Source organism: Candidatus Njordibacter sp. Uisw_039 (genome assembly GCF_047730075.1).
Taxonomy (GTDB): Bacteria; Pseudomonadota; Gammaproteobacteria; order Pseudomonadales; family Balneatricaceae; genus Njordibacter.
In genome coordinates this window covers 1,979,757-1,998,812 of sequence record NZ_CP159831.1, presented here as the reverse complement: position 1 = coordinate 1,998,812, position 19,056 = coordinate 1,979,757, and the positions used below count along the sequence as shown (strand labels likewise).

Here is a 19,056-nt window from a genome sequence, read left to right as displayed (position 1 = left end):
ATGCTTCTCTAACGGCTAGTATTAACGGCCAATTTGTTCACGGGTGAGGCGGATGTCAAATTCCGCGCGTATAGCTAAGTCAGCCTCGTCGCTAATGTGTGTGGGGAAATAGTTGGCTAACAGTTCTTTCTTTTTAGCGATCGCCTTTTCTAATAACACGGGTTTACCTTGTTCTGCCCATACATTAGGGCTGCTGCGGTCGCCTAGATTGGGGTAAATATATTCGCTTTGCATTACTGATAGAGTTTGATCTGAACCTAGGTAGTGGCCCTTACCACCCATACAGACTTCATTAATTACGTCAAAACTTAGGCTGTCTTCGTCTACTTTAATGCCTTTGGTCATGCGCATGCAAGCACCTAATACGTCATTGTCCATGAGTAAACTTTCTGGGCAAGCGCCCATAAGACTGCCGTACATGCCTGCAGATTCGTATACCACGTTGGCACCGGCCATGGCCGCTGCTACGGCGGTATAGGCTCTTTCAGCACCGGCTTGAAAATCTGGGAATTTTGCGTCGGTCATGCCACACGCTGTGCCCGTAGGTAAATCAAAATAGTTACCCATCTGTGCACATGCTGCAGATAATATGCCTTGTTCTGGGGAGCCTCCACTCATGGCACCGGTGCGTAAATCAGAGACAAAGGGCCAGGTACCAATAATGGCGGGAGCACCTGGTTTAATCGCATTAACGTAAACTAAACCGCCTAAACATTCAGCCCAAGCTTGAGATACTGCGCCAGCTAACAGCGCAGGAGACGTGGCTCCAGCCTGTCCGGCAGAGAGCAACAGAATGGGCATGCCACCTTCTACCCCCACCCGCAGGCATTCTAAGGATTCTTCTGCAAAGGTCATTGGGGGCACTACAAAGCAGTTGGACATGCTCACAAAAGGCCGTGCTCGCCAAGCTTCTTCGCTACCAGCAAAGTGGTGTAGCATCTTCAGCCCAGCTGTCACATGGTCTGCTTCAGTAAAGCTGGTGCCTATATGCTTGCTGTTACCAATAATAGAGCAGTATAAGGTATTTAAATCCATAGTTTTTGGATCGTCTATGTCCCTTAAAACACACATGCGCTGGAACATGTGGATATGTTCACAGGTATCAGCAATACGCGCCATGTCATACAAATCTTCTGTAGCAGAATTACGGTAGGTGTTGTTTTCTGGATCTGACACATGCACAGCGGCACCAGCCGTCGAAAAATGCACACGCTGTCCACTTAGCTCTAAATCATGTTTAGGCTCTACGCCATGGAGTGTTAGATTTCGCTGGCAGATACTTAAGGTATGGTCTACTAAACTGCGTGAAATGCGCAAACGCCCATCATCTCCCATAATCGCCCCGGCGGACACCATGGTTTCTGTGCAGTGAGGTGTAGAGCGACTAAAACCAATTTCAGACAAGATGCGATAAGCGTTGTCTGCGACAGCGGACATGGCGCTTTCAGACAGGGGCATAAACGTGCCACCAGTTTCTCCAGGATGAACGGGTTTGGCTTCTTCAGTTAAGGGTGCCAAACGTACTGCTAAACGGGCCTGACGGCCACCGGATCGACGTGACATAGCTGGTTTCCAAGGTAGTTTTTATTGCTTTAAAACAGGCTGATTTTTAGCTTAAATCTAATTCTGTTCAATTGATTAATTCTATTGATATGGATTAGAATAACTAATCTAAAATGCGACGCATGAATGAGGTTAATTAATGGCCAGAAAACTGCCTCCACTAAACAGCCTACGTGCTTTCGAAGCAGCGGCAAGACACCTGAGTTTTACTCGCGCTGCAGACGAGTTATTTGTCACCCAAGCGGCTATTAGCCACCAAGTGAAAGGCTTGGAAGATTATCTGGGCCATAGTTTGTTTAAACGGTTGCCACGCAACCTAACGCTCACCAACCAAGGTGCGGCCTTGATGCCCGTGTTAGCAGATGCGTTTGACGATATGGCCAATGCCGTTATTAGTCTTAAACACGAGAAGACTGGCTCTGTACTTAACGTGCGCTTAGCGCCTTATTTTGCCGCTAAATGGCTATCACCACGGTTAGAAGAGTTTTGGCGACTTTACCCCAAAATTGACTTGCGCTTGTTTCATAGTCACAAAGCGGTCGATTTTGAACGTGAAGACATTGATCTAGCAATAACTTATGGCCGAGGCGACTGGAAGGGAGTACAGAGTACACCTATCATAAAGTTGAATTTTTTTCCTGTAGCAAGCCCTATGTGGCTCGCCAATAACGGACCCTTAATTAAACCTGAACAGTTGCTCGATGTAACGTTACTGCATGATGCAGACCCGAACGCCTGGAACGACTGGCTAAGACAAGTGGGCGTGAAGGGTATTAATAACAAACGTGGCACCACTATTGACGACACCAATGTATTGATTCAAGCTGCGATAGATGGTCAGGGCGTGGCGTTAGGTGCTACCCCGTTTGTGGAGGACCACTTGGCGTCTGGACGCTTGGTTGCTGTGTTTGATCAGGTGCTAATAACTGACTATGTCTATTATGTAGTGTGCCCTAAAAACAATCTACAACGCCCAGATGTAAAGGCGTTCAAGGAATGGTTGTTGGCTCAGGTTTAATCGGGTAACCGCTGCTCAGGCACCACCATGGCATCACTAGCAGCCCACACGGACTGATCAAAATTAACTATGGAACCGGTCATTAATCCAGATTCGTCGCTGGCTAGGAAGGCTAAGGCACGGGCCACTTCTTCAGGGTCTACTAAACGCCCAAAAGGCATCTCGGCACCTATTGCTTCTTGCCAGCCGTCTTCAGCACCATGGTATTTTCGCTGAACGACGTCTTCTCCATCGCTCGACATCCAGCCAATATTTAAGCAGTTAACGCGTATGCGGTCACGCATCAGCGCGTGGGCAGCATTTCGGGTGAGAGTGTTAAGACCGCCTTTGGAAGTGCAGTAAGCGGTGAGCATAGGCATGCCTGCATAGGCGGCAATGGAACCTATGCTCACAATGGCGCCATCGGCACCCGTACTGCGCATCAATTTAGCCGCTTCTTGTATAAGAAAGAAGGGGGCTCGCACATTAATGTTCATAATGCGATCGTACAACTCAGGTGAGGTGTCTAATATCGTGCCACGGGCAGACAGGCCGGCTACGTTGATGAGAATGTCTAATTGTCCAAAATGCTCTTGTGCAGCCCCTATGATGTTCTTTGGGGAGTCGATTTCAGCTAAATCTGCGGTGACAAAGTGAACTTCACAGGATGGGTGTTGTTGTTGAATTTCATCAGCTACTGCTAGGCCCTTGTCTGTTTGGCGCCCACACAACACAAGGCCTTTAGCACCTCGCGCTGCAAATAGGTGCGCAGTGGCAGCGCCTAGGCCTTGGCTGCCACCTGTGATAACAGCTACTTTGTTATTTAGACCAGTCAAAAGAGCCATAAACTTATCTCGTATGAGGTTAGTTGCGTTAGTTTATCAGCCTAGTTATTGTCCAAGCAGCCCAATCATTTTATCAGCTTCATTGCTAACTTCAGGAATAATAGTTTTCATTATGGTAAGCCGGTCAAATAAATTGGGGTCGGTTTCAAGGATGTGACGCAAAGACTTACCAAAACGTTGTCGTAAGCAAGTGCCTATGTTGAACTTGCAGACATTGCCCTGAGCTAGCTTTTGTATATCAGGGGTTTTTACACCACTGGTTCCATGGATGACTAAGGGCACATTTAAGGCAGTTTGTAGTTCACCAAAGCGGCTAAAATCAATGTCTACGAAGGTGTTTTCTAAACGATGCACATTTCCAACAGATACGGCTAGTACATCAGGCTTGGCCTGTTCTAGCATCATAATAGCCTCGTTGACGTCTGTTAGCTCAGACTTAATGTGATCGCGACCACTCGCATAAGGTACTGAGCCAACTTCAGCTTCTACAGACACTCCTAAAGGTTTAGCATGTGCAACCACCTGCTTCACTCCAGCAATGTTTTCCGCGATGGGTAGCTGGGAACCGTCGTACATAACCGAGGTGAAGCCTGCGTCCACTGCTTTGAGTACCGTAGGAATATCGTAGTTATGATCCAGATGCAGGCACACCGGCACCGTGGCGCTTATTGCAAGAGGCCTGAGCATGCCTACAATATGATCCAATGGCATAAACTGGGTCATGTCTAAGTTAACTGCGAGGATGACGCTGGCATTGCGAGCTTGTGCAGCATTCACCACAGCCAGCGCATCTTCGTAGCCAAACACATTAAAGCAAGGCACGGCATAACCATGTTTCAAGGCAGGCTGCATTAGGTCTGTTAAATTAACTAACATGGCGGCCTACTTAAACTTGTTTATCATGTCTTTCATACCGGGGATTGTATCCAGTTGGTAGACATGTTCAGGGTGAAAGTTTTGGTGTAAAGGCCGTTGCGACAAGCCCCCTAAAATAGTGAAGTAGTACATTTCGTAGCCTGGGCCTGCTACACACGGATGATATCCCTTCTCTATCTGGATGGTAGAACTATTGCGAATATGGTACACGTCTCCCATGTCTTCGCCCTCTTGGGTAAGAAATTGGGCACCAAAACCGTGCTCTGGATTAAAGCGGAAATTATACACTTCGTCATGACGCGATTCAGTAGGTAACGCATCAGTGTCATGTTTGTGGGGTGGAAATCCAGACCAGCCGCCAGCGCCGACGGTAAATAATTCGCTCACTAACAAGCGGCCTACTTTACCTGCTTGAGCTTTACCCAATATGTGCTTGATCTTACGGTGGGTTTTGGTGTCATCAGAACCGTATTGAACTGGGTCGATGTCGGCTTCACGGACCACAAACGGCTCATACACTTCGTCATGTTTAGCACCTGAGACGAAGATTTCAGCGGCGCTGCTGACACAAGTAAAAGTGACTTCAGTGCCAACGGGAACATATACTCCCTCAGGCTCACCCTGCCAAATGTGCATACGTTTACCGACTACTTCAAAGCGTTGGCCAGCTACGTTAACGTCAATACTGCCAGTGGCAGGCACTAAGCAGGTTTCGTAACCCTCAACTTTCGAGGTAAAGGATTCGCCTTTAGTGAGTTTAACAATGTTGAAATAACATAAAGGTGTTTTTTCGTCATCGCGGTCAACAATGGCTTTATTTTGGTTATCATGAGGTGGGATATGCATATATAACTCCTAGTAAACTTGTCGCTAACACCAGTTGGCAGTTGGCTTCATGGTGGTGGATTGTTGCATGAGATTAATTTGTTCTGCGTTAGGCATAGCACTGGCGCAACCCCGTTGGGAAACTACGATAGCAGCGGCGGCACTGCCACAAGCAATAGCTGCTTGCCAGTCGTGATGGCTATTATAGTGGTGTACCAAATTGCCCAAAAACGCATCCCCAGCACCATAAGGTTTTAGTGGTTTTACGGGGTATACACCCGTATCAAGGCGCTGTCCTTGGTTAAATAAGCTGGCACCATTGCCACCGCGCTTGAGTAAAATGGCTTGTCTTTTAGTGGGCAAGTTAGCTTGTGTTATGTAGTCTTCTAATTGATCTGTAAGCACAGCGAATTCTTCTTCATTGCCGATCACCACGTCGGCATATTTTGCAGCAAGGCTGTAAATAGTTCGTGTGGTTTGGAGATCAGGCCAATTCCATGGGCGGTAATCTAAATCTAGCCATACGGTGCAACCGTTGCTTTTAGCATGTTTCATCAGCTCCAGACTAGTTGTGCGTGAAGGTTCAGAAATAAGCGCAGTACCGGTGACAACTAGGTTGTTACTGTTAACCACGGCTGTCTGCATAGCGTCTGTTATGCGTAGTTGCAGATCGGCAGCATCGTTGCGGTAAATTACGACGTCGCAGTCTGTCGGTCTTACTTCTGCAATGGCAAGGCTTGTGCGGCTGTTGCCTTGGCTGGTTTGCAGGAATGCATCACTTACATGGTATTGCTCTAGTCGCTGGCGCACAAAATGGCCAATGGCATCGTCTGACACGGCTGATAATAAAGCCACTTTTGCGCCAACGCACCCCATAGCTGCAGCAATATTACCTCCAGATCCCCCCATGTCGGCACTAAAGCCATGGGCATCACTGATTTTGCCACTATCAGGTTGGGGGTAAAGATCTAGTCCCGCACGGCCTAGCACTAGCGCATGCCAGGTTTTTTCAGGGCTAGTATGGGGCAGGTCAGTCATGCTATTTCACGTCCATCCATTGGCCACTCATAGCCGAGCGATCTATGGCATCCATAACCTTTTCAATTTTTAAACCATCAGCAAAACACGGCCAAGTTTGGCCGCCTTGGTCAATGGTGGTAAGGAGTTGGTTTAGCTCACACGCTTTGACATCTATATAACCTAGGGTATGGCCAGCGTTCGGCAAGAACGCATCATAGGGCTTGTGATAAGGGCCCGATAGAATAGTACGGAAACCTTGCTGGCGCGGGTCGTCAGACCGAGTATAGAGTTGTAGTTCGTTAAGACGTTCTTGATCAAAGCGAATCATGCCTTGAGACCCATGCACTTCCCAACTCAAACCACACTTGCGGCCCCAAGCCACACGACTTACGCGCAGAGTGCCTTTAATGCCACTGTTAAAACGGGCAATGGCCATACACACATCATCGTTGTCCACAGTCTTGCGGGTATTGGTCTTGGGGTCGTAGCGGTCGGCATAAACAATGTCATATTCACCCACTACGCTACTAATATCGCTGCCAGTCATAAAGTGGGCTACGCTCACTAGATGACACATCACGTCAGCATTGGCACCAGTACCAGATAGCTCACGGTTCATACGCCAACTGTACGGCCGGTCTGGATCAGCTTCATTGTCTACATCGTAGACTCCAAAGAAGCCTGTGACTTCACCAATAACGCCTTCGTTAATCATCTCACGAGCAGCATGCACTAGAGGGTTTTGAATGTAGTTATAACCAACAATGGTTTTTTGCTCACTGGCTTCAGCGGCATCCACCATGGCTTGGGAGTCGGCCAAGTTGGTGGACATAGGCTTTTCACACCACACATGTTTGCCCGCTGCTAGGGCGGCGATAGCAATTTCTTTGTGCACAGAGTTAGGTACACAAATAGAAATTAAATCAACCTTGGGGTCATTGACCACATCCATGTAGTTGGTAGTGCAGCGGGCAAAGCCCATCTCAGCGCGCTTGGCCTCAGCAATCTGTGGGTCTTGGTCACACACCATTTCTAACCGAGGGCGTAAATTACCGCCAAAAGCAGTACCTGCCGAGGCATATGCAATGGAATGGGCCTTGCCCATAAAAGCGGTGCCAATAACACCTATACCTATTTCTTTCATGTCTCTATCTCTAAAGCCCTAGTGGACGATGTAATAAATATATTTAGCATTACCGGTTACCGTTGTTGTTATTACGGTACTGGTCGGCAACGACTGCGGCAACAATGATGATGCCTTTAACAATATTGGTGTAGAAGGAGCCAATACCCAAAAAGGTAAAGCCAGAAGTGATAACACCTAAAATACACACACCAATAATGGTGCCAGTGATGCGACCTTTACCACCCATTAGGGACGTGCCACCAATGACTACAGCGGCAATGGCATCCAGTTCGTACAACATGCCTGCACCCGATTGAGCTGTAAGGGTACGTGATGTTTCCACTACTGCGGCCAATCCATAGAGGCCCCCAGCTAAGGTATATACCAATAGCTTATGGGCTCTTATATTGATGCCAGCCACACGCGCGGCTTGTTCGTTAGAACCAATGGCATAGGTGTAGCGGCCGTAGCGGGTGTAGCGCAACAGAAAATGGAACGCCATAGCGGTAGTTAAAAATATGACAACTGGGATAATGCCACTACCCAAAATAGCATAGTCGTCGATAAAGAAGCTCACCTGAGAGCCACTGGTGTACCAGCGTGCCAAACCACGCGCGGCTACTAACATACCAAGGGTGGCGATAAACGGTGGGATGCCTGAATAAGCAATCAAACCACCATTCACTCCTCCCAAAACAAAGCCCATCAAAATGCCAGCAAAAATAGGTACTAATACGGGCATGTCGGTTAGGGCAGGGTAGACCGCACGAGTAAAGTCAGAGGTTTGTGCCAAACTTGCGGCTACCATGCCAGTAAAAGCCAACATCGAACCGCTAGACAGGTCAATGCCTGCCATAATGATGATTTGGGTAACACCTATGGCAATAATGCCAATAATAGACATCTGCAAAATGATAATGGTGAGACGCTGGGTGTTAAAAATAAAACTTTGCCCAGCAATAAACCAACCCAGAATTTCAAAAATAAGAGCGGTGCCTAGCAACACCATTAGAATGCTGATGTCCTTGGGGAGCCAGTCTTTCCAGCTTTTCTCAGTTTTATAGCCGCCCGTGGATGAAGTTGAAGTCATGATAATATCCTTGTTATGCGCGAGAGCGTTGTTTTGCTTGACGGCGTTGATCAAGCATTACGGCACCGACAATAATCATGCCTTTAACAATTTCTTGATAGTAGAAATCGATGCGCAAGAAGGTAAATCCAGAAGTAATAACACCCAAAATACAAACCCCAATAACGGTGCCAGAGATGCGCCCACGGCCACCAAATAAGGAGGTGCCACCGATAACTACGGCTGATATGGCATCTAATTCATACATGGTTCCCATACCAGATTGAGCGATGGTGGCGCGAGCGCACATCACCACGCCTGCTAAACCTGACAAAGATCCAGCGATGGTATAGACCATGATTTTGTGACGTCGAACATTGATGCCAGCGACTCTTGCCGCCTTTTCGTTAGAGCCAATTGCATAGGTGTGTTTGCCATATACTGTATGCTTCAGTATGAGGTGGAATATCATTGCCACAACAAAAAATACCAATACGGGCCAAGCTCCAGAACCAATGACGGTAAAAGATTCGGATAAAGAATAGACAGGTTGACCTTCGGTATAAATCACGGCAACGGCCCGTGCGGTAACAAGCATGCCTAAGGTAGCAATAAAGGGAGGAATGCCCGTATAAGCGGTAATTGCCCCGTTAATCCAGCCACAAGCGGCACCTACGGCTAAGCCGATGGCAATAGGAATAATAATAGGTAAACCCAAAAATTGCGGAAATATTGGGGCGAAGGCATCGACTGATTGAGCAAAACTTGCAGCAACCATGGCTGACAATGCCAATACTGCGCCACCTGATAGATCTATTCCAGAGGTGATGATGACTTGTGTTACACCTACAGCAATAATGCCGAAGATAGACACCTGCAAGATAATAATTTCTAAGCGTTGTACATTGCCTAAAAAACTTTTACCCACGAATACCCAACCAAGCACTTCAAATAATATGGCGATACCAACAAACACAGCAAAAATGCTGGCCTCAGCGGGGAGGTTTTCTCGCTTAAACATGATGACCTCCTAAATGTAGCTGGCTTTTTCGTGAACACCGCCCTGCATGCCCGTGATCATGGAAACAATCTCATTGCCGTCCGTTTCAGAGGCGATTACCTCGCCCACGATACGTCCACGTCGAAATACCCAGATTTTGTCAACTAAATTAAATACTTGGCGTAGGTTATGACTGATTAGAATAAGGGGTACCCCTTGCTCTTTTAAGCCACGAATAATATTTTCCACCTGAGTGGTTTCCTGCACACCAAGTGCTGCAGTTGGTTCATCCATAATGATTAGTTTGGAGGCGAAACTAGCGGAGCGGCTAATAGCTACGCACTGGCGCTGACCACCGGACATGTCGCCCACGTGGTTACTTAAATTTGGAATTTTGATGGCAGTTCTTTCCAATACTTCCTTGGCTTTTTCCATCATTTTCTTTTCATCGAGGATGCTAAATGGCCCAAATTTGAAGAGTAACTCTTCACGGCCTAAGAATAGATTTGAAGGCACATCTAGATCATTACATAAGGCTAAGTCTTGAAATACAGACTCTATGCCTGCTTCTCGTGCTTCTAATGGAGAGTTAAACTCTACCCGTTTGCCTTCAAAAAATATGTCACCTGAAGTTGGCTGTTCTACACCAGTAATTTGGCGCACAAAGGTAGACTTTCCTGCACCGTTGTCTCCTACAATAGCTACGTGCTCACCTTTTTTTAGAGTAAAATTGGCCTCTTCTAGCGCATGTACGCCGCCATAACGTTTGGTGAGGTTTTCTGTGCGTAGAATGATGTCGTCTTGGTTGTTCATAGAATTCTCTAAAGGCACTGAAAGCTAAAAATTAAATGTATAACTAAAAACCTCCGGAGTATATCCAGAGGTTTTTTTGATTACTAAGGCATTAAGTTTTAGTTAGCGCCCATGTATTCTGCCATGTTAGCAGGAGTTACCAATTCAAAAGGAATAGTAACCGAGTTTGGTAGAGACTCACCGTTAATCGCAGCAATTGCAGCGTCGATACCGCCAGTTGCTTGACCTGCAGCGTTCTGGAATACTGTTACATCCAAGTCGCCTGCTTTCATTGATGCTAGGGCGTCAGCAGTTGCGTCTACACTACCAATGAGTACATCATCCATGCTGATACCAGCATTTTTGAAGGCTTGAACTGCACCTAGACCCATTTCATCGTTGTTAGCAAATACAATATCGATCTTCATACCAGAACTTAACCAGTTAGATACGATGTCGTTGCCCTTAGCACGCTGCCAGCTACCTACCTCAACAGCTTTTAGTTCGATGCCATTACACATAGACAGTGCCAACACTTCTTCGAAGTCTTTAGAACGAGTTACAGCGGCTTCATTAGACAAGATACCCTGAAGCATTACTGCAGTTCCAGTGCCTCCAGCTAGGTTGCATAATTCAAAGGCTGCCAAGGTGCCAGACCAAGTTTCATTAGAACCAACAAAGGTACTGGTACCGCCTAAGCTAGCTGAATCAGAAGGCATACGGTTAACGTAAACGATAGGAATGCCAGCTGCGTTAGCCATTTTAGTCATCTGTGGGGTTGCTGCAGCACTTACTGCAGTAACTACTAGCGCATCAACACCAGAAGCGATGAAGTTCTGCACTTGGCTTAACTGGGTACCAACATCTTCACGGGCATCTTCTATTTGGAAAGTATGACCCCTTTCCTCAGTGTGAACTTTGGCAGCTTCACGCATCAATGTTAGAAAGTTGTCGTCAAAGTTAGAGCTCAAATATCCAATGGTTGCAGCATTTGCGCCGGTAGCCATAACCACAGATAAAGCTGTGGCTGCAAACAAATTAAGTTTTTTCATTATTTTCCTCCTAAAAATTTAGCTAAGCTAATTTTTAGTTTTTGTTGTGCGGAGTATTCCGCGGTTGCTCAACATTACTACTTCAATAACTTAAGGCTAACGCCTCAGGTTAAATCCTGTTCCAACAAATACATAGATAGATTGTTAAAAGGCAATCCACACAAACATATTTGAGACGGATCAATTTGTACCATTTTCAAAAATTAATTTCAACATGTTTATTTTTGAAATAAATATTCCATATGTAAATTGATTTACGTATAATCAAGCCAATTATTGATTAGTCTGTTGTAATTAGTTTTAACTTAGCTTTTGATAGTGATTGCTAGGGTGTTGATAGGTTTGGATTTTTGCCGTTAAATCTAATTATGATAGCTACAATTTTTTACTAAATATTACGTGCCCACGTTGGCTATACGAAACATAAAGCTAAGGTGTTGGATGAATCTATGACAAAAATTATTCAAGTAAAACCGCCTCGCGTATTTAGTGAATTGAAGCCTTGGCTCCAGGATCACTACCAAGACCTGCCCAAACGATTACAGAGTGTTGCTGTTTTTGCCATGCATAATCCTGATGTCATTGCCCTCAATACTATTGCATCAATCAGTGATCAGGTCAGCGTAACACCATCCACTATGGTGCGGTTTGCCAAGTCCATTGGTTATCAAGGTTTTTCTGACATGCAAGCTGTATTTCAGGAAAGCATGCGGCACGTGCCTCAGCCGTATTCTGAACGGCTTAACTCCATGCAGCGCTCCGCAGGGCGGGAACAAACTGTTTTATCCCAGTTTACCCAGGCAGCTGCTGAATCGATTACACGCTTGGAACAGAAGGTGGATGAAAGTGCCTTGCTTAAAGCCAGTGAGCAGCTAGCGCAGGCGCGAATGGTGTACATTGCAGGGCAAGGTCGAGCAGAGCCAGTGGTGGCTTATCTGCACTACACCTTGGTAAAGCTTGGGGTGCAATCGGTGGTTTTATCGGGCATGCCTCACAGCATGGCAGACAAAGCCCGGATGTTACAAACGGACGATGTTCTGCTGGCCATTAGCTTTAGTCCCTATACAGCCAATACCCGTGAGTTGGTCGATATTTGCTTGCTCAACAAAGCCAAGGTTGTGGCTTTGACAGACTCAACGTTGAGTCCAATTGCCCGGGCTGATGATTTTCACTTAGAAGTGCTGGAAGATGAAGTGAGTGGTTTTAGGGGATTGTCTGCGACTATGTGCTTAGCATTGTGCTTGGCTGTAGAGACAGGAAGAGTGCGTGCCGAGTTGGATAAAAAGTTAAATACCTAAACTTTTTTTCGCTCACTATTTGGAATATATATTTCTTTTAGGCTTACATATGAAACATAAGAGTTTGGATTTGGTGTGCTTTGGCCGCTCTAGCGTTGACCTTTATGGTCACCAAGTAGGTGGACGTTTAGAGGATATGGGTAGCTTTGCCAAGTACGTGGGAGGCAGTCCAGCTAACACCGCTATAGGTACTGCTCGCTTAGGGCTTAAGTCTGGCATGATCACAAGGGTAGGTGACGAACACCTTGGACGTTTCATCCGTGAAACCATGGAAGCTGAGGGTGTTGATGTGCAAGGGGTAAAGACGGACCCTGAACGTTTATCCGCTTTGGTTGTTTTAGGTATTCAAGACAAGGAACAATTCCCCCTTATTTTTTATCGTGAAGACTGCGCTGACATGGCCCTGTGTGAAGCCGATATCGATGAAGACCTCATTGCATCGAGCCGCGCCTTGCTATTATCGGGTACTCACTTGAGTACACCAACGGTTGCTGCGGCGAGTCGTAAAGCTATTGCTATTGCTAAAAAACATGGCACCAAGGTGGTGCTGGATATTGATTATCGACCTAATCTATGGGGTTTAGCAGGCCATGGTGATGGCGAAAGCCGGTTTATAGCTGATAATAATGTCAGTCAACATTTACAAGCATTTCTTCCTGATATTGATCTTATTGTGGGTACTGAAGAAGAGTTCCATATTGCTGCTGGTTGTGAGGATAGTCTTGAAGCGTTAGCTATTGTGCGCACTATGTCTATGGCGACCTTAGTCTGTAAACGCGGTGCATTAGGTTGTAGAGTATTTGAGGGCGACATTAATGGTTGGCAATCAGGGGCTGAAGGGGCAGGCTTTGAAGTTGAAGTATTTAATGTGCTGGGTGCCGGTGATGCTTTCATGTCAGGCTTGTTGCGTGGTTGGTTAGGTGGTGAAGACTGGCCCACTAGCTGTGCCTATGCTAATGCTTGTGGCGCCTTTGCAGTATCGAGGCATGGGTGTGCCCCAGCCGTGCCTTCATGGCAGGAATTGGAATACTTTCTAGAGCACGGCAGCGAGCATTATGCTCTCCGCTTTGATCCTGTACTCAACCATATCCACCGCACTACTAACCGCAATAAGCAACACAAGCGTTTGGTGGCATTTGCTATCGATCACCGACATCAGTTTACCAACTGGGCTAAGGCCGCCGGTAAGTCACCTGCTTATATTGCCCAATTTAAACGGCTTGCGGTTCAGGCAGCACAGCAAGAAGCTGGGCAGGATCCTGGTTTTGGTATGTTGGTGGATGACCGTATGGGCCGAGCTGCATTACATCAAATCACCAGCACTAAGGCGTGGGTTGGCCGCCCAATAGAAGCTTCAGGTGAGTTTCCTCTGCAACTGGAAGCCGAAGGTGACATTGTGCAACACTTGTATGATTGGCCTCTCAATCAAACGGTTAAGGTATTATGCCCCTATCGGTTAGATGATGATGCCGCAACGCGAAAGCACCATGAGCAGTTAATGCTGCAACTAGATCGCGCTTGTCGTTTTACTGGGCATCAATGGTTGTTGGAAATCATTACAGCGCGTGATGGTAATAGCCCAGCATTTGATCAAGTTGCACCCATCATGCAGCACTTTTATGACCTAGGCGTTAAACCTGATTGGTGGAAGCTTGAGCCAGCATTAAATGATGACTACTGGCATTCAGTTGGTCAGGTTATTGATCAAAATGATATTTATTGCCAAGGTGTCATCGTCTTAGGTTTAAATAGCACCATCGAATGCATTAGTGAAGCATTTAATGCAGCCGCCAAACAGCCCTGGGTGAAAGGTTTTGCGATTGGCCGCACTCTGTTTGATGAAGCCGCTCAGGGCTGGTTGCAAGGCAGCCTCAATGATGCCGAGGCCGTAGCGTTAATGGCACAAAAGTACCGATTAATCATTGCTGCTTGGGATGATGCCCAAGCGCAAAAGTAATTAAAGAAGAGTAACCTGCTATGTCTACAACTATGCAAACAATTCGATTAACCACCGCCCAGGCCTTGACTCGTTTTTTGATCAATCAACATGTTGAACTTGATGACGGTAGTGAAGTGCCTTTTTTTGCTGGTGTTTGGGCTATATTTGGTCATGGCAACGTGGCGGGTATTGGCGAAGCACTGTATCAAGTGCGAGATCAGTTGCCTACCTACCGTGGCCATAACGAGCAATCTATGGCTCTGGCGGCTATCGCGTTTGCTAAGGCCCGTCAGCGTCAGCAAGTAATGGTGGCAACCACCTCCATCGGTCCAGGTGCGACTAACTTGGTGACCGCTGCTGGAGTAGCTTACGTTAACCGCTTACCGGTGCTGCTAGTGCCTGGCGACGTATTTGCCTCAGGTCAACCCGATCCAGTGCTGCAGCAGTCTGAAAACTTTGCTGATGGCAGTAGCACAGTGAACGATGCGCTTCGTCCGGTAAGTCGTTATTTTCATCGTATCACTCGTCCAGAACAATTGATTCAATCTTTGCCTAGGGCCATGGTAGCGCTTACTGATTCGGCTTTATGTGGCCCTGCGACCATCAGTGTTTGCCAGGACGTGCAATCCCTAGCCTTTGACTACCCAGAATATATGTTTGAAAAGCGGGTATGGCGGCTACGCCGTCAAGGTCCAGACCAACATGAATTAAATCAAGCGGTAGAAGCTTTGCTAGGGGCTAAGCAGCCGGTCATTGTGGCTGGTGGTGGGGTGCGTTACTCATTGGCAGAAAGTGAATTACAAGCTTTTGCTAAGCGCCATCAGATTCCGGTCATTGAAACCCAAGCGGGTAAGTCTTCAATGTTTGCTAGTGACCCACTAAATGCTGGTGCTGTGGGTGTGACCGGCGTAGACAGTGCCAATGATTTGGCTGCCAATGCAGACGTAGTTTTGGCCGTAGGTACGCGATTACAAGACTTTATATCAGGTTCTAACACCTTGTTTAAGGGCCAAGTGATTCAACTTAACGTGCAGCCTATGGACGCGGTTAAATACCGCGCCCAAAGTTTGTTGAGTGATGCTAGGTTAGGTCTGCAAGCATTATCATCGCAGTTGGGTGGCTATGTTACCTCAGCAGCTTGGCAGCAAAGAACTCAAGAGGGTATTGCTGCATGGGAGAAGCTTTGTGAGGATATTTTACCTGCTACAGACGACCAGACGATACCGTCAGATGCGCAGGTTGTTGCTGCTGTAAACACAAGTGTTGATAAAAATGCAGTAGTGGTTGCTGCGGCTGGCAGCTTGCCTTCAGAATTGCACAAGCATTGGCGAGCAGAGCAGGTGGGTGGTTATCACTTGGAGTATGGCTACTCCTGCATGGGTTATGAAATTTGTGGTGGTGTAGGGGCTAAACTGGCTTGTCCTGATCGTGAGGTGGTCGTCATGGTGGGTGATGGGTCCTACATGATGATGAACTCAGACGTGGCTACGGCTGTTAGCATGGGTTTACAGTTAACTATCGTGGTACTGGACAACAGGGGCTTTAGTTGTATTAATCGCCTGCAAATGGCCACTGGTGGTGCCAACTTCAACAACTTATTGCAAGATACTTACAACAAAGGTTTGGCGCAAATTGATTTTGCTGGCCACGCTCGTGCAATGGGTGCTCATGCGGTTCACGTTGATAATATAGGTGGGCTGAAGCAAGCCGTATTGGCAGCGCGACAACGTGCTGGTGTGAGTGTGGTGGTAATTGATACAGATCCTCTTCATTGTTCACCAGGCGGAGCCTATTGGGAAGTGGAAGTGCCAGAAGTGTCACCCCGTAAAGAAGTTGTTACCAAGCACCAAGAGTGGACTGCTAAACGTCTAGCAGAGCGAGGGTATTAAGCTATGTCTAAACTATTAATCAAACCAGCCGCTACGAGCCAAGTTCATCAAGTTACACCTCAGTCTGCTGGTTGGAGCTATGTTGGTTTTGCGGTGCACGATTTAGCAGAAGGTGAAACTTTACAGTGCCAACAGGCAGGGCGAGAGTTGTGTATTGTTATATTGACAGGCACTGCTAATATCTCTGTGGGTCTGCAAAGTTGGACTGATGTAGGAGGCCGAGACAGCGTGTTTGTTGATCAACCACCAGGTGCTGTATATGTGCCTGCAGGGGAAGCAGTTAGTATAGTCGCCCTAGATTCTATTGAAGTGGCTGTGTGCAGTGCACCGGGGCATGGCAATAGCGGGTCAGCACGGCTAATAGATGTTGCCACTATGTCTCAAGAAGTTAGAGGTAAAGACACCAACACCCGCTATGTGCGAAATATTTTGCCAGAAACCGAGGCCGCTGATGGCTTGTTAGTGGTTGAAGTGATTACCCCTTCTGGGCATTGGTCGTCTTACCCACCGCACAAGCACGATCGTGACGCTAGCCCTGAGGAAACTTTATTGGAAGAAACCTATTACCATCGTTTAAGCCCTGCTTCTGGTTATGCACACCAGCGCGTGTATACCGATGACCGTAGCTTAGACGAAACCTTGTCTGCGGAAGATAGAGACGTGGTTTTAGTGCCGAAAGGTTATCACCCTGTTGGTGTGCCTCACGGTTATACCGGGTACTACTTAAACGTTATGGCTGGCCCTATAAGGGAATGGCACTTTTATAATGACCCAGCGCACGAATGGATGCTGGAAAAAAAATAGCATAGTTAGAGATACGCTAATGAATTTAAAGTTTGGAATGTCCCCAATTTCTTGGACTAATGATGATCTGCCCGAGTTAGGCGGAGACACCTCGTTAGAAACCTGTCTCCGTGAAACCCGTTTAGCAGGCTTTACAGGTACAGAAACAGGTGGCAAGTTTCCTAAGGATAAAGCCAATCTTGGTAAGGTGCTTAAAGAACACGATTTGCAGCTAGTGTCAGGGTGGTATTCGGGCCAGTTGTTGGATATTAGTGCGGAGCAAGAAATTGCCAATATGCAACCGCAACTGGAGCTATTTCGTGACCTAGGTGCCGCAGTTTTAGTGTATGGAGAAACCTGGAAAACCGTACAAAATGTGCGCAATGCGCCATTGTGCAATAAGCCTATCCTCGCTGATGACAAATTTGTGGCCTATGGTGAACGTCTCACCAAAGTGGCGCAGTATTGTGCTAGTGAAGGTGTGCCATTATCGTTTCATCATCACATGGGTACAGGTGTTGAAACCGAGCACGAACTAGATTTAGTCATGCAAAACACCGGTGATGCAGTAGGACTGTTGGTAGATACGGGACATTTGGTATTTGCTGGTGGTGACCTATTGGGTGTGGTGGATCGTTATGGCCATCGTATTAACCACGTTCATACCAAAGATATCCGCCAGCATATTATGGCATCAGTAGACCCTAGCCAAGACTCGTTTCTAGATTGTGTGCTACGCGGTATATTTACTGTGCCAGGAGACGGCATGATTGATTATGGCAGTTTTCTGCAAGCCCTAGCTGACAAAAACTATGAAGGATGGGTGATCGTGGAAGCTGAACAAGACCCTGCGAAAGCTAACCCATACGAATATGCGTGTATGGGTTATAAAGCTCTGCAACAGGCAGCCTTGGCAGCAGGTTACTCAATTATTAATTAGGTGTTGAAGACAATGGTTAAACTAGCATTATTGGGTGCGGGCCGCATTGGCAATATTCATGGCCGCAATGTCCTCCTTAATCCAGAGGCGCAGTTGGTAGCCTTATATGATCCTTATCAGCCTAATGCTGATCAATTGAGTAAGGTGCTTGGTTGCGAGCAAATGACGCCAGAACAAATATTTGGCGATCCTACCATTGATGGGGTGCTGGTATGTTCAGCCACAGACACTCATGCTGATCTAATTGAGCAAGCCGTAGCAGCAGGCAAGCATGTGTTTTGTGAAAAACCCATCGATTTGTCCTTACCTCGGGTACAAGAGGTTGTGGCCAAAATCAAGGCCAGTAATATTATTTCTATGTTGGCTTTTAACCGTCGTTTTGATGCCAACTTTGCTGCACTGCAGCAGCGTATTGCTGCAGGTGAAATAGGTGAAGTGGAGATGGTTAGTGTCATTTCCAAAGACCCTTCACCACCGCCGGTAGAATACATCAAGGTCTCGGGTGGGTTATTTCGTGATATGACCATTCATGATTTTGATATGGCACGGTTTTTACTAGGTGAAGAAGTGGTAGAGGTCTCAGCCCAGGCTTCATGCCTAGTTGATGCCGCTATTGGTGAAGCGGGTGATGTGGATACGGCATTAGTAATAATGCGCACTGCATCTGGCAAATTAGCACAAATATCTAATAGCCGTCGTGCTAGTTTTGGTTATGACCAGCGCTTCGAAGTCCATGGCAGTAAAGGCATGTTAACGGCCACTAATGTTAACGAACATACCCTCACCAGTTATACCAAAGCGGGTGCGACAAGAGCCAAGCCACTGCATTTTTTCTTGGAACGCTATGAACAAGCGTACCGATCTGAATTAGCTGGGTTTATTTCAGCACTCAATGGTGTTGACCTAGTACTACCCAGCATGGATGACGGATACCAAGCGTTACGTCTAGCAGAAGCAGCCATTCTATCTGTGCAACAAGGGCGCAGTGTTGCAGTGAGCGAAATTGGCTTAGCTGACGTTCAGTCTAATAGGGAATAGTGCC

At 46.9% G+C, this 19,056-nt stretch carries 17 protein-coding genes; 7 read left to right on the top strand and 10 right to left on the bottom strand.

Annotated features, from left to right (window positions below):
• Nucleotides 1–21: 21 nt before the first annotated feature.
• Nucleotides 22–1,563 (bottom strand): trimethylamine methyltransferase family protein, encoded by a 1,542-nt coding sequence (locus ABXT70_RS09400; protein ID WP_443640233.1) that lies wholly within the window; start codon nucleotides 1,561–1,563, stop codon nucleotides 22–24.
• 139 nt (nucleotides 1,564–1,702) lie between these two features.
• On the opposite strand from ABXT70_RS09400, the gene gcvA reads away from it, so the two are divergent.
• Complete coding sequence (gene gcvA / locus ABXT70_RS09395) at nucleotides 1,703–2,581, top strand: transcriptional regulator GcvA (protein ID WP_443640232.1); 879 nt, start codon at nucleotides 1,703–1,705, stop codon at nucleotides 2,579–2,581.
• Here gcvA and ABXT70_RS09390 read toward each other — a convergent pair.
• The 9 genes from ABXT70_RS09390 to ABXT70_RS09350 form a co-directional block, all read right to left on the bottom strand.
• Nucleotides 2,578–3,405 (bottom strand): SDR family oxidoreductase, encoded by an 828-nt coding sequence (locus tag ABXT70_RS09390; RefSeq protein ID WP_443640231.1) that lies wholly within the window; start codon nucleotides 3,403–3,405, stop codon nucleotides 2,578–2,580. The two genes, gcvA and ABXT70_RS09390, sit on opposite strands and share 4 nt — an antisense overlap.
• A 45-nt stretch (nucleotides 3,406–3,450) precedes the next feature.
• A complete protein-coding gene (locus ABXT70_RS09385) occupies nucleotides 3,451–4,281 on the bottom strand; it encodes a class II fructose-bisphosphate aldolase (protein WP_443640230.1) in 831 nt (276 codons plus the stop codon).
• A 6-nt stretch (nucleotides 4,282–4,287) separates the two neighbouring features.
• On the bottom strand, nucleotides 4,288–5,127 hold the full coding sequence (locus ABXT70_RS09380) for a 5-deoxy-glucuronate isomerase (RefSeq protein ID WP_443640229.1): 840 nt from the start codon (nucleotides 5,125–5,127) through the stop codon (nucleotides 4,288–4,290).
• A 24-nt stretch (nucleotides 5,128–5,151) separates the two neighbouring features.
• Nucleotides 5,152–6,144: a PfkB family carbohydrate kinase gene (locus ABXT70_RS09375; RefSeq protein ID WP_443640228.1), complete on the bottom strand. Its 993-nt coding sequence runs from the start codon at nucleotides 6,142–6,144 to the stop codon at nucleotides 5,152–5,154.
• A 1-nt stretch (nucleotide 6,145) separates the two neighbouring features.
• Nucleotides 6,146–7,270 carry a Gfo/Idh/MocA family protein gene (locus ABXT70_RS09370; protein ID WP_443640227.1) on the bottom strand — a complete coding sequence of 375 codons (1,125 nt, stop codon included), beginning with the start codon at nucleotides 7,268–7,270 and terminating at the stop codon, nucleotides 6,146–6,148.
• A gap of 49 nt (nucleotides 7,271–7,319) precedes the next feature.
• Complete coding sequence (locus tag ABXT70_RS09365) at nucleotides 7,320–8,342, bottom strand: ABC transporter permease (protein ID WP_443640226.1); 1,023 nt, start codon at nucleotides 8,340–8,342, stop codon at nucleotides 7,320–7,322.
• Nucleotides 8,343–8,355: 13 nt separating this feature from the next.
• A complete protein-coding gene (locus ABXT70_RS09360) occupies nucleotides 8,356–9,342 on the bottom strand; it encodes an ABC transporter permease (RefSeq protein WP_443640225.1) in 987 nt (328 codons plus the stop codon).
• Nucleotides 9,343–9,351: 9 nt separating this feature from the next.
• Nucleotides 9,352–10,134: an ATP-binding cassette domain-containing protein gene (locus ABXT70_RS09355; protein WP_443640224.1), complete on the bottom strand. Its 783-nt coding sequence runs from the start codon at nucleotides 10,132–10,134 to the stop codon at nucleotides 9,352–9,354.
• Nucleotides 10,135–10,232: 98 nt separating this feature from the next.
• Nucleotides 10,233–11,165 carry a substrate-binding domain-containing protein gene (locus ABXT70_RS09350; protein ID WP_443640223.1) on the bottom strand — a complete coding sequence of 311 codons (933 nt, stop codon included), beginning with the start codon at nucleotides 11,163–11,165 and terminating at the stop codon, nucleotides 10,233–10,235.
• Nucleotides 11,166–11,614: 449 nt separating this feature from the next.
• Between ABXT70_RS09350 and ABXT70_RS09345 the strand changes: the two genes are divergently transcribed.
• Genes ABXT70_RS09345 through iolG form a run of 6 tightly spaced genes read left to right on the top strand, consistent with a single transcriptional unit; the run spans nucleotide 11,615 to nucleotide 19,052 of the window.
• On the top strand, nucleotides 11,615–12,463 hold the full coding sequence (locus tag ABXT70_RS09345) for a MurR/RpiR family transcriptional regulator (RefSeq protein WP_443640222.1): 849 nt from the start codon (nucleotides 11,615–11,617) through the stop codon (nucleotides 12,461–12,463).
• 49 nt (nucleotides 12,464–12,512) lie between these two features.
• Entirely contained in the window at nucleotides 12,513–14,420 is a 1,908-nt protein-coding gene (locus ABXT70_RS09340; RefSeq protein WP_443640221.1) for a bifunctional 5-dehydro-2-deoxygluconokinase/5-dehydro-2-deoxyphosphogluconate aldolase, read from the top strand.
• 20 nt (nucleotides 14,421–14,440) lie between these two features.
• On the top strand, nucleotides 14,441–16,291 hold the full coding sequence (gene iolD / locus ABXT70_RS09335; protein ID WP_443640220.1) for a 3D-(3,5/4)-trihydroxycyclohexane-1,2-dione acylhydrolase (decyclizing): 1,851 nt from the start codon (nucleotides 14,441–14,443) through the stop codon (nucleotides 16,289–16,291).
• Nucleotides 16,292–16,294: 3 nt separating this feature from the next.
• Nucleotides 16,295–17,095: a 5-deoxy-glucuronate isomerase gene (gene iolB, locus ABXT70_RS09330; protein WP_443640219.1), complete on the top strand. Its 801-nt coding sequence runs from the start codon at nucleotides 16,295–16,297 to the stop codon at nucleotides 17,093–17,095.
• Nucleotides 17,096–17,114: 19 nt separating this feature from the next.
• On the top strand, nucleotides 17,115–18,014 hold the full coding sequence (gene iolE / locus ABXT70_RS09325; protein WP_443640218.1) for a myo-inosose-2 dehydratase: 900 nt from the start codon (nucleotides 17,115–17,117) through the stop codon (nucleotides 18,012–18,014).
• Nucleotides 18,015–18,026: 12 nt separating this feature from the next.
• The gene (gene iolG, locus ABXT70_RS09320; protein WP_443640217.1) at nucleotides 18,027–19,052 is read left to right on the top strand and encodes an inositol 2-dehydrogenase; all 1,026 of its coding nucleotides are present in this window, start codon (nucleotides 18,027–18,029) and stop codon (nucleotides 19,050–19,052) included.
• The last annotated feature ends 4 nt before the right edge of the window (nucleotides 19,053–19,056 follow it).

Coding starts and splice junctions, on each gene's coding strand:
- ABXT70_RS09400 (WP_443640233.1), bottom strand. CDS start 1,563: ATGTCACGTCGATCCGGTGGCCGTCAGGCCCGTTTAGCAGTACGTTTG.
- gcvA (WP_443640232.1), top strand. CDS start 1,703: ATGGCCAGAAAACTGCCTCCACTAAACAGCCTACGTGCTTTCGAAGCA.
- ABXT70_RS09390 (WP_443640231.1), bottom strand. CDS start 3,405: ATGGCTCTTTTGACTGGTCTAAATAACAAAGTAGCTGTTATCACAGGT.
- ABXT70_RS09385 (WP_443640230.1), bottom strand. CDS start 4,281: ATGTTAGTTAATTTAACAGACCTAATGCAGCCTGCCTTGAAACATGGT.
- ABXT70_RS09380 (WP_443640229.1), bottom strand. CDS start 5,127: ATGCATATCCCACCTCATGATAACCAAAATAAAGCCATTGTTGACCGC.
- ABXT70_RS09375 (WP_443640228.1), bottom strand. CDS start 6,144: ATGACTGACCTGCCCCATACTAGCCCTGAAAAAACCTGGCATGCGCTA.
- ABXT70_RS09370 (WP_443640227.1), bottom strand. CDS start 7,270: ATGAAAGAAATAGGTATAGGTGTTATTGGCACCGCTTTTATGGGCAAG.
- ABXT70_RS09365 (WP_443640226.1), bottom strand. CDS start 8,342: ATGACTTCAACTTCATCCACGGGCGGCTATAAAACTGAGAAAAGCTGG.
- ABXT70_RS09360 (WP_443640225.1), bottom strand. CDS start 9,342: ATGTTTAAGCGAGAAAACCTCCCCGCTGAGGCCAGCATTTTTGCTGTG.
- ABXT70_RS09355 (WP_443640224.1), bottom strand. CDS start 10,134: ATGAACAACCAAGACGACATCATTCTACGCACAGAAAACCTCACCAAA.
- ABXT70_RS09350 (WP_443640223.1), bottom strand. CDS start 11,165: ATGAAAAAACTTAATTTGTTTGCAGCCACAGCTTTATCTGTGGTTATG.
- ABXT70_RS09345 (WP_443640222.1), top strand. CDS start 11,615: ATGACAAAAATTATTCAAGTAAAACCGCCTCGCGTATTTAGTGAATTG.
- ABXT70_RS09340 (WP_443640221.1), top strand. CDS start 12,513: ATGAAACATAAGAGTTTGGATTTGGTGTGCTTTGGCCGCTCTAGCGTT.
- iolD (WP_443640220.1), top strand. CDS start 14,441: ATGTCTACAACTATGCAAACAATTCGATTAACCACCGCCCAGGCCTTG.
- iolB (WP_443640219.1), top strand. CDS start 16,295: ATGTCTAAACTATTAATCAAACCAGCCGCTACGAGCCAAGTTCATCAA.
- iolE (WP_443640218.1), top strand. CDS start 17,115: ATGAATTTAAAGTTTGGAATGTCCCCAATTTCTTGGACTAATGATGAT.
- iolG (WP_443640217.1), top strand. CDS start 18,027: ATGGTTAAACTAGCATTATTGGGTGCGGGCCGCATTGGCAATATTCAT.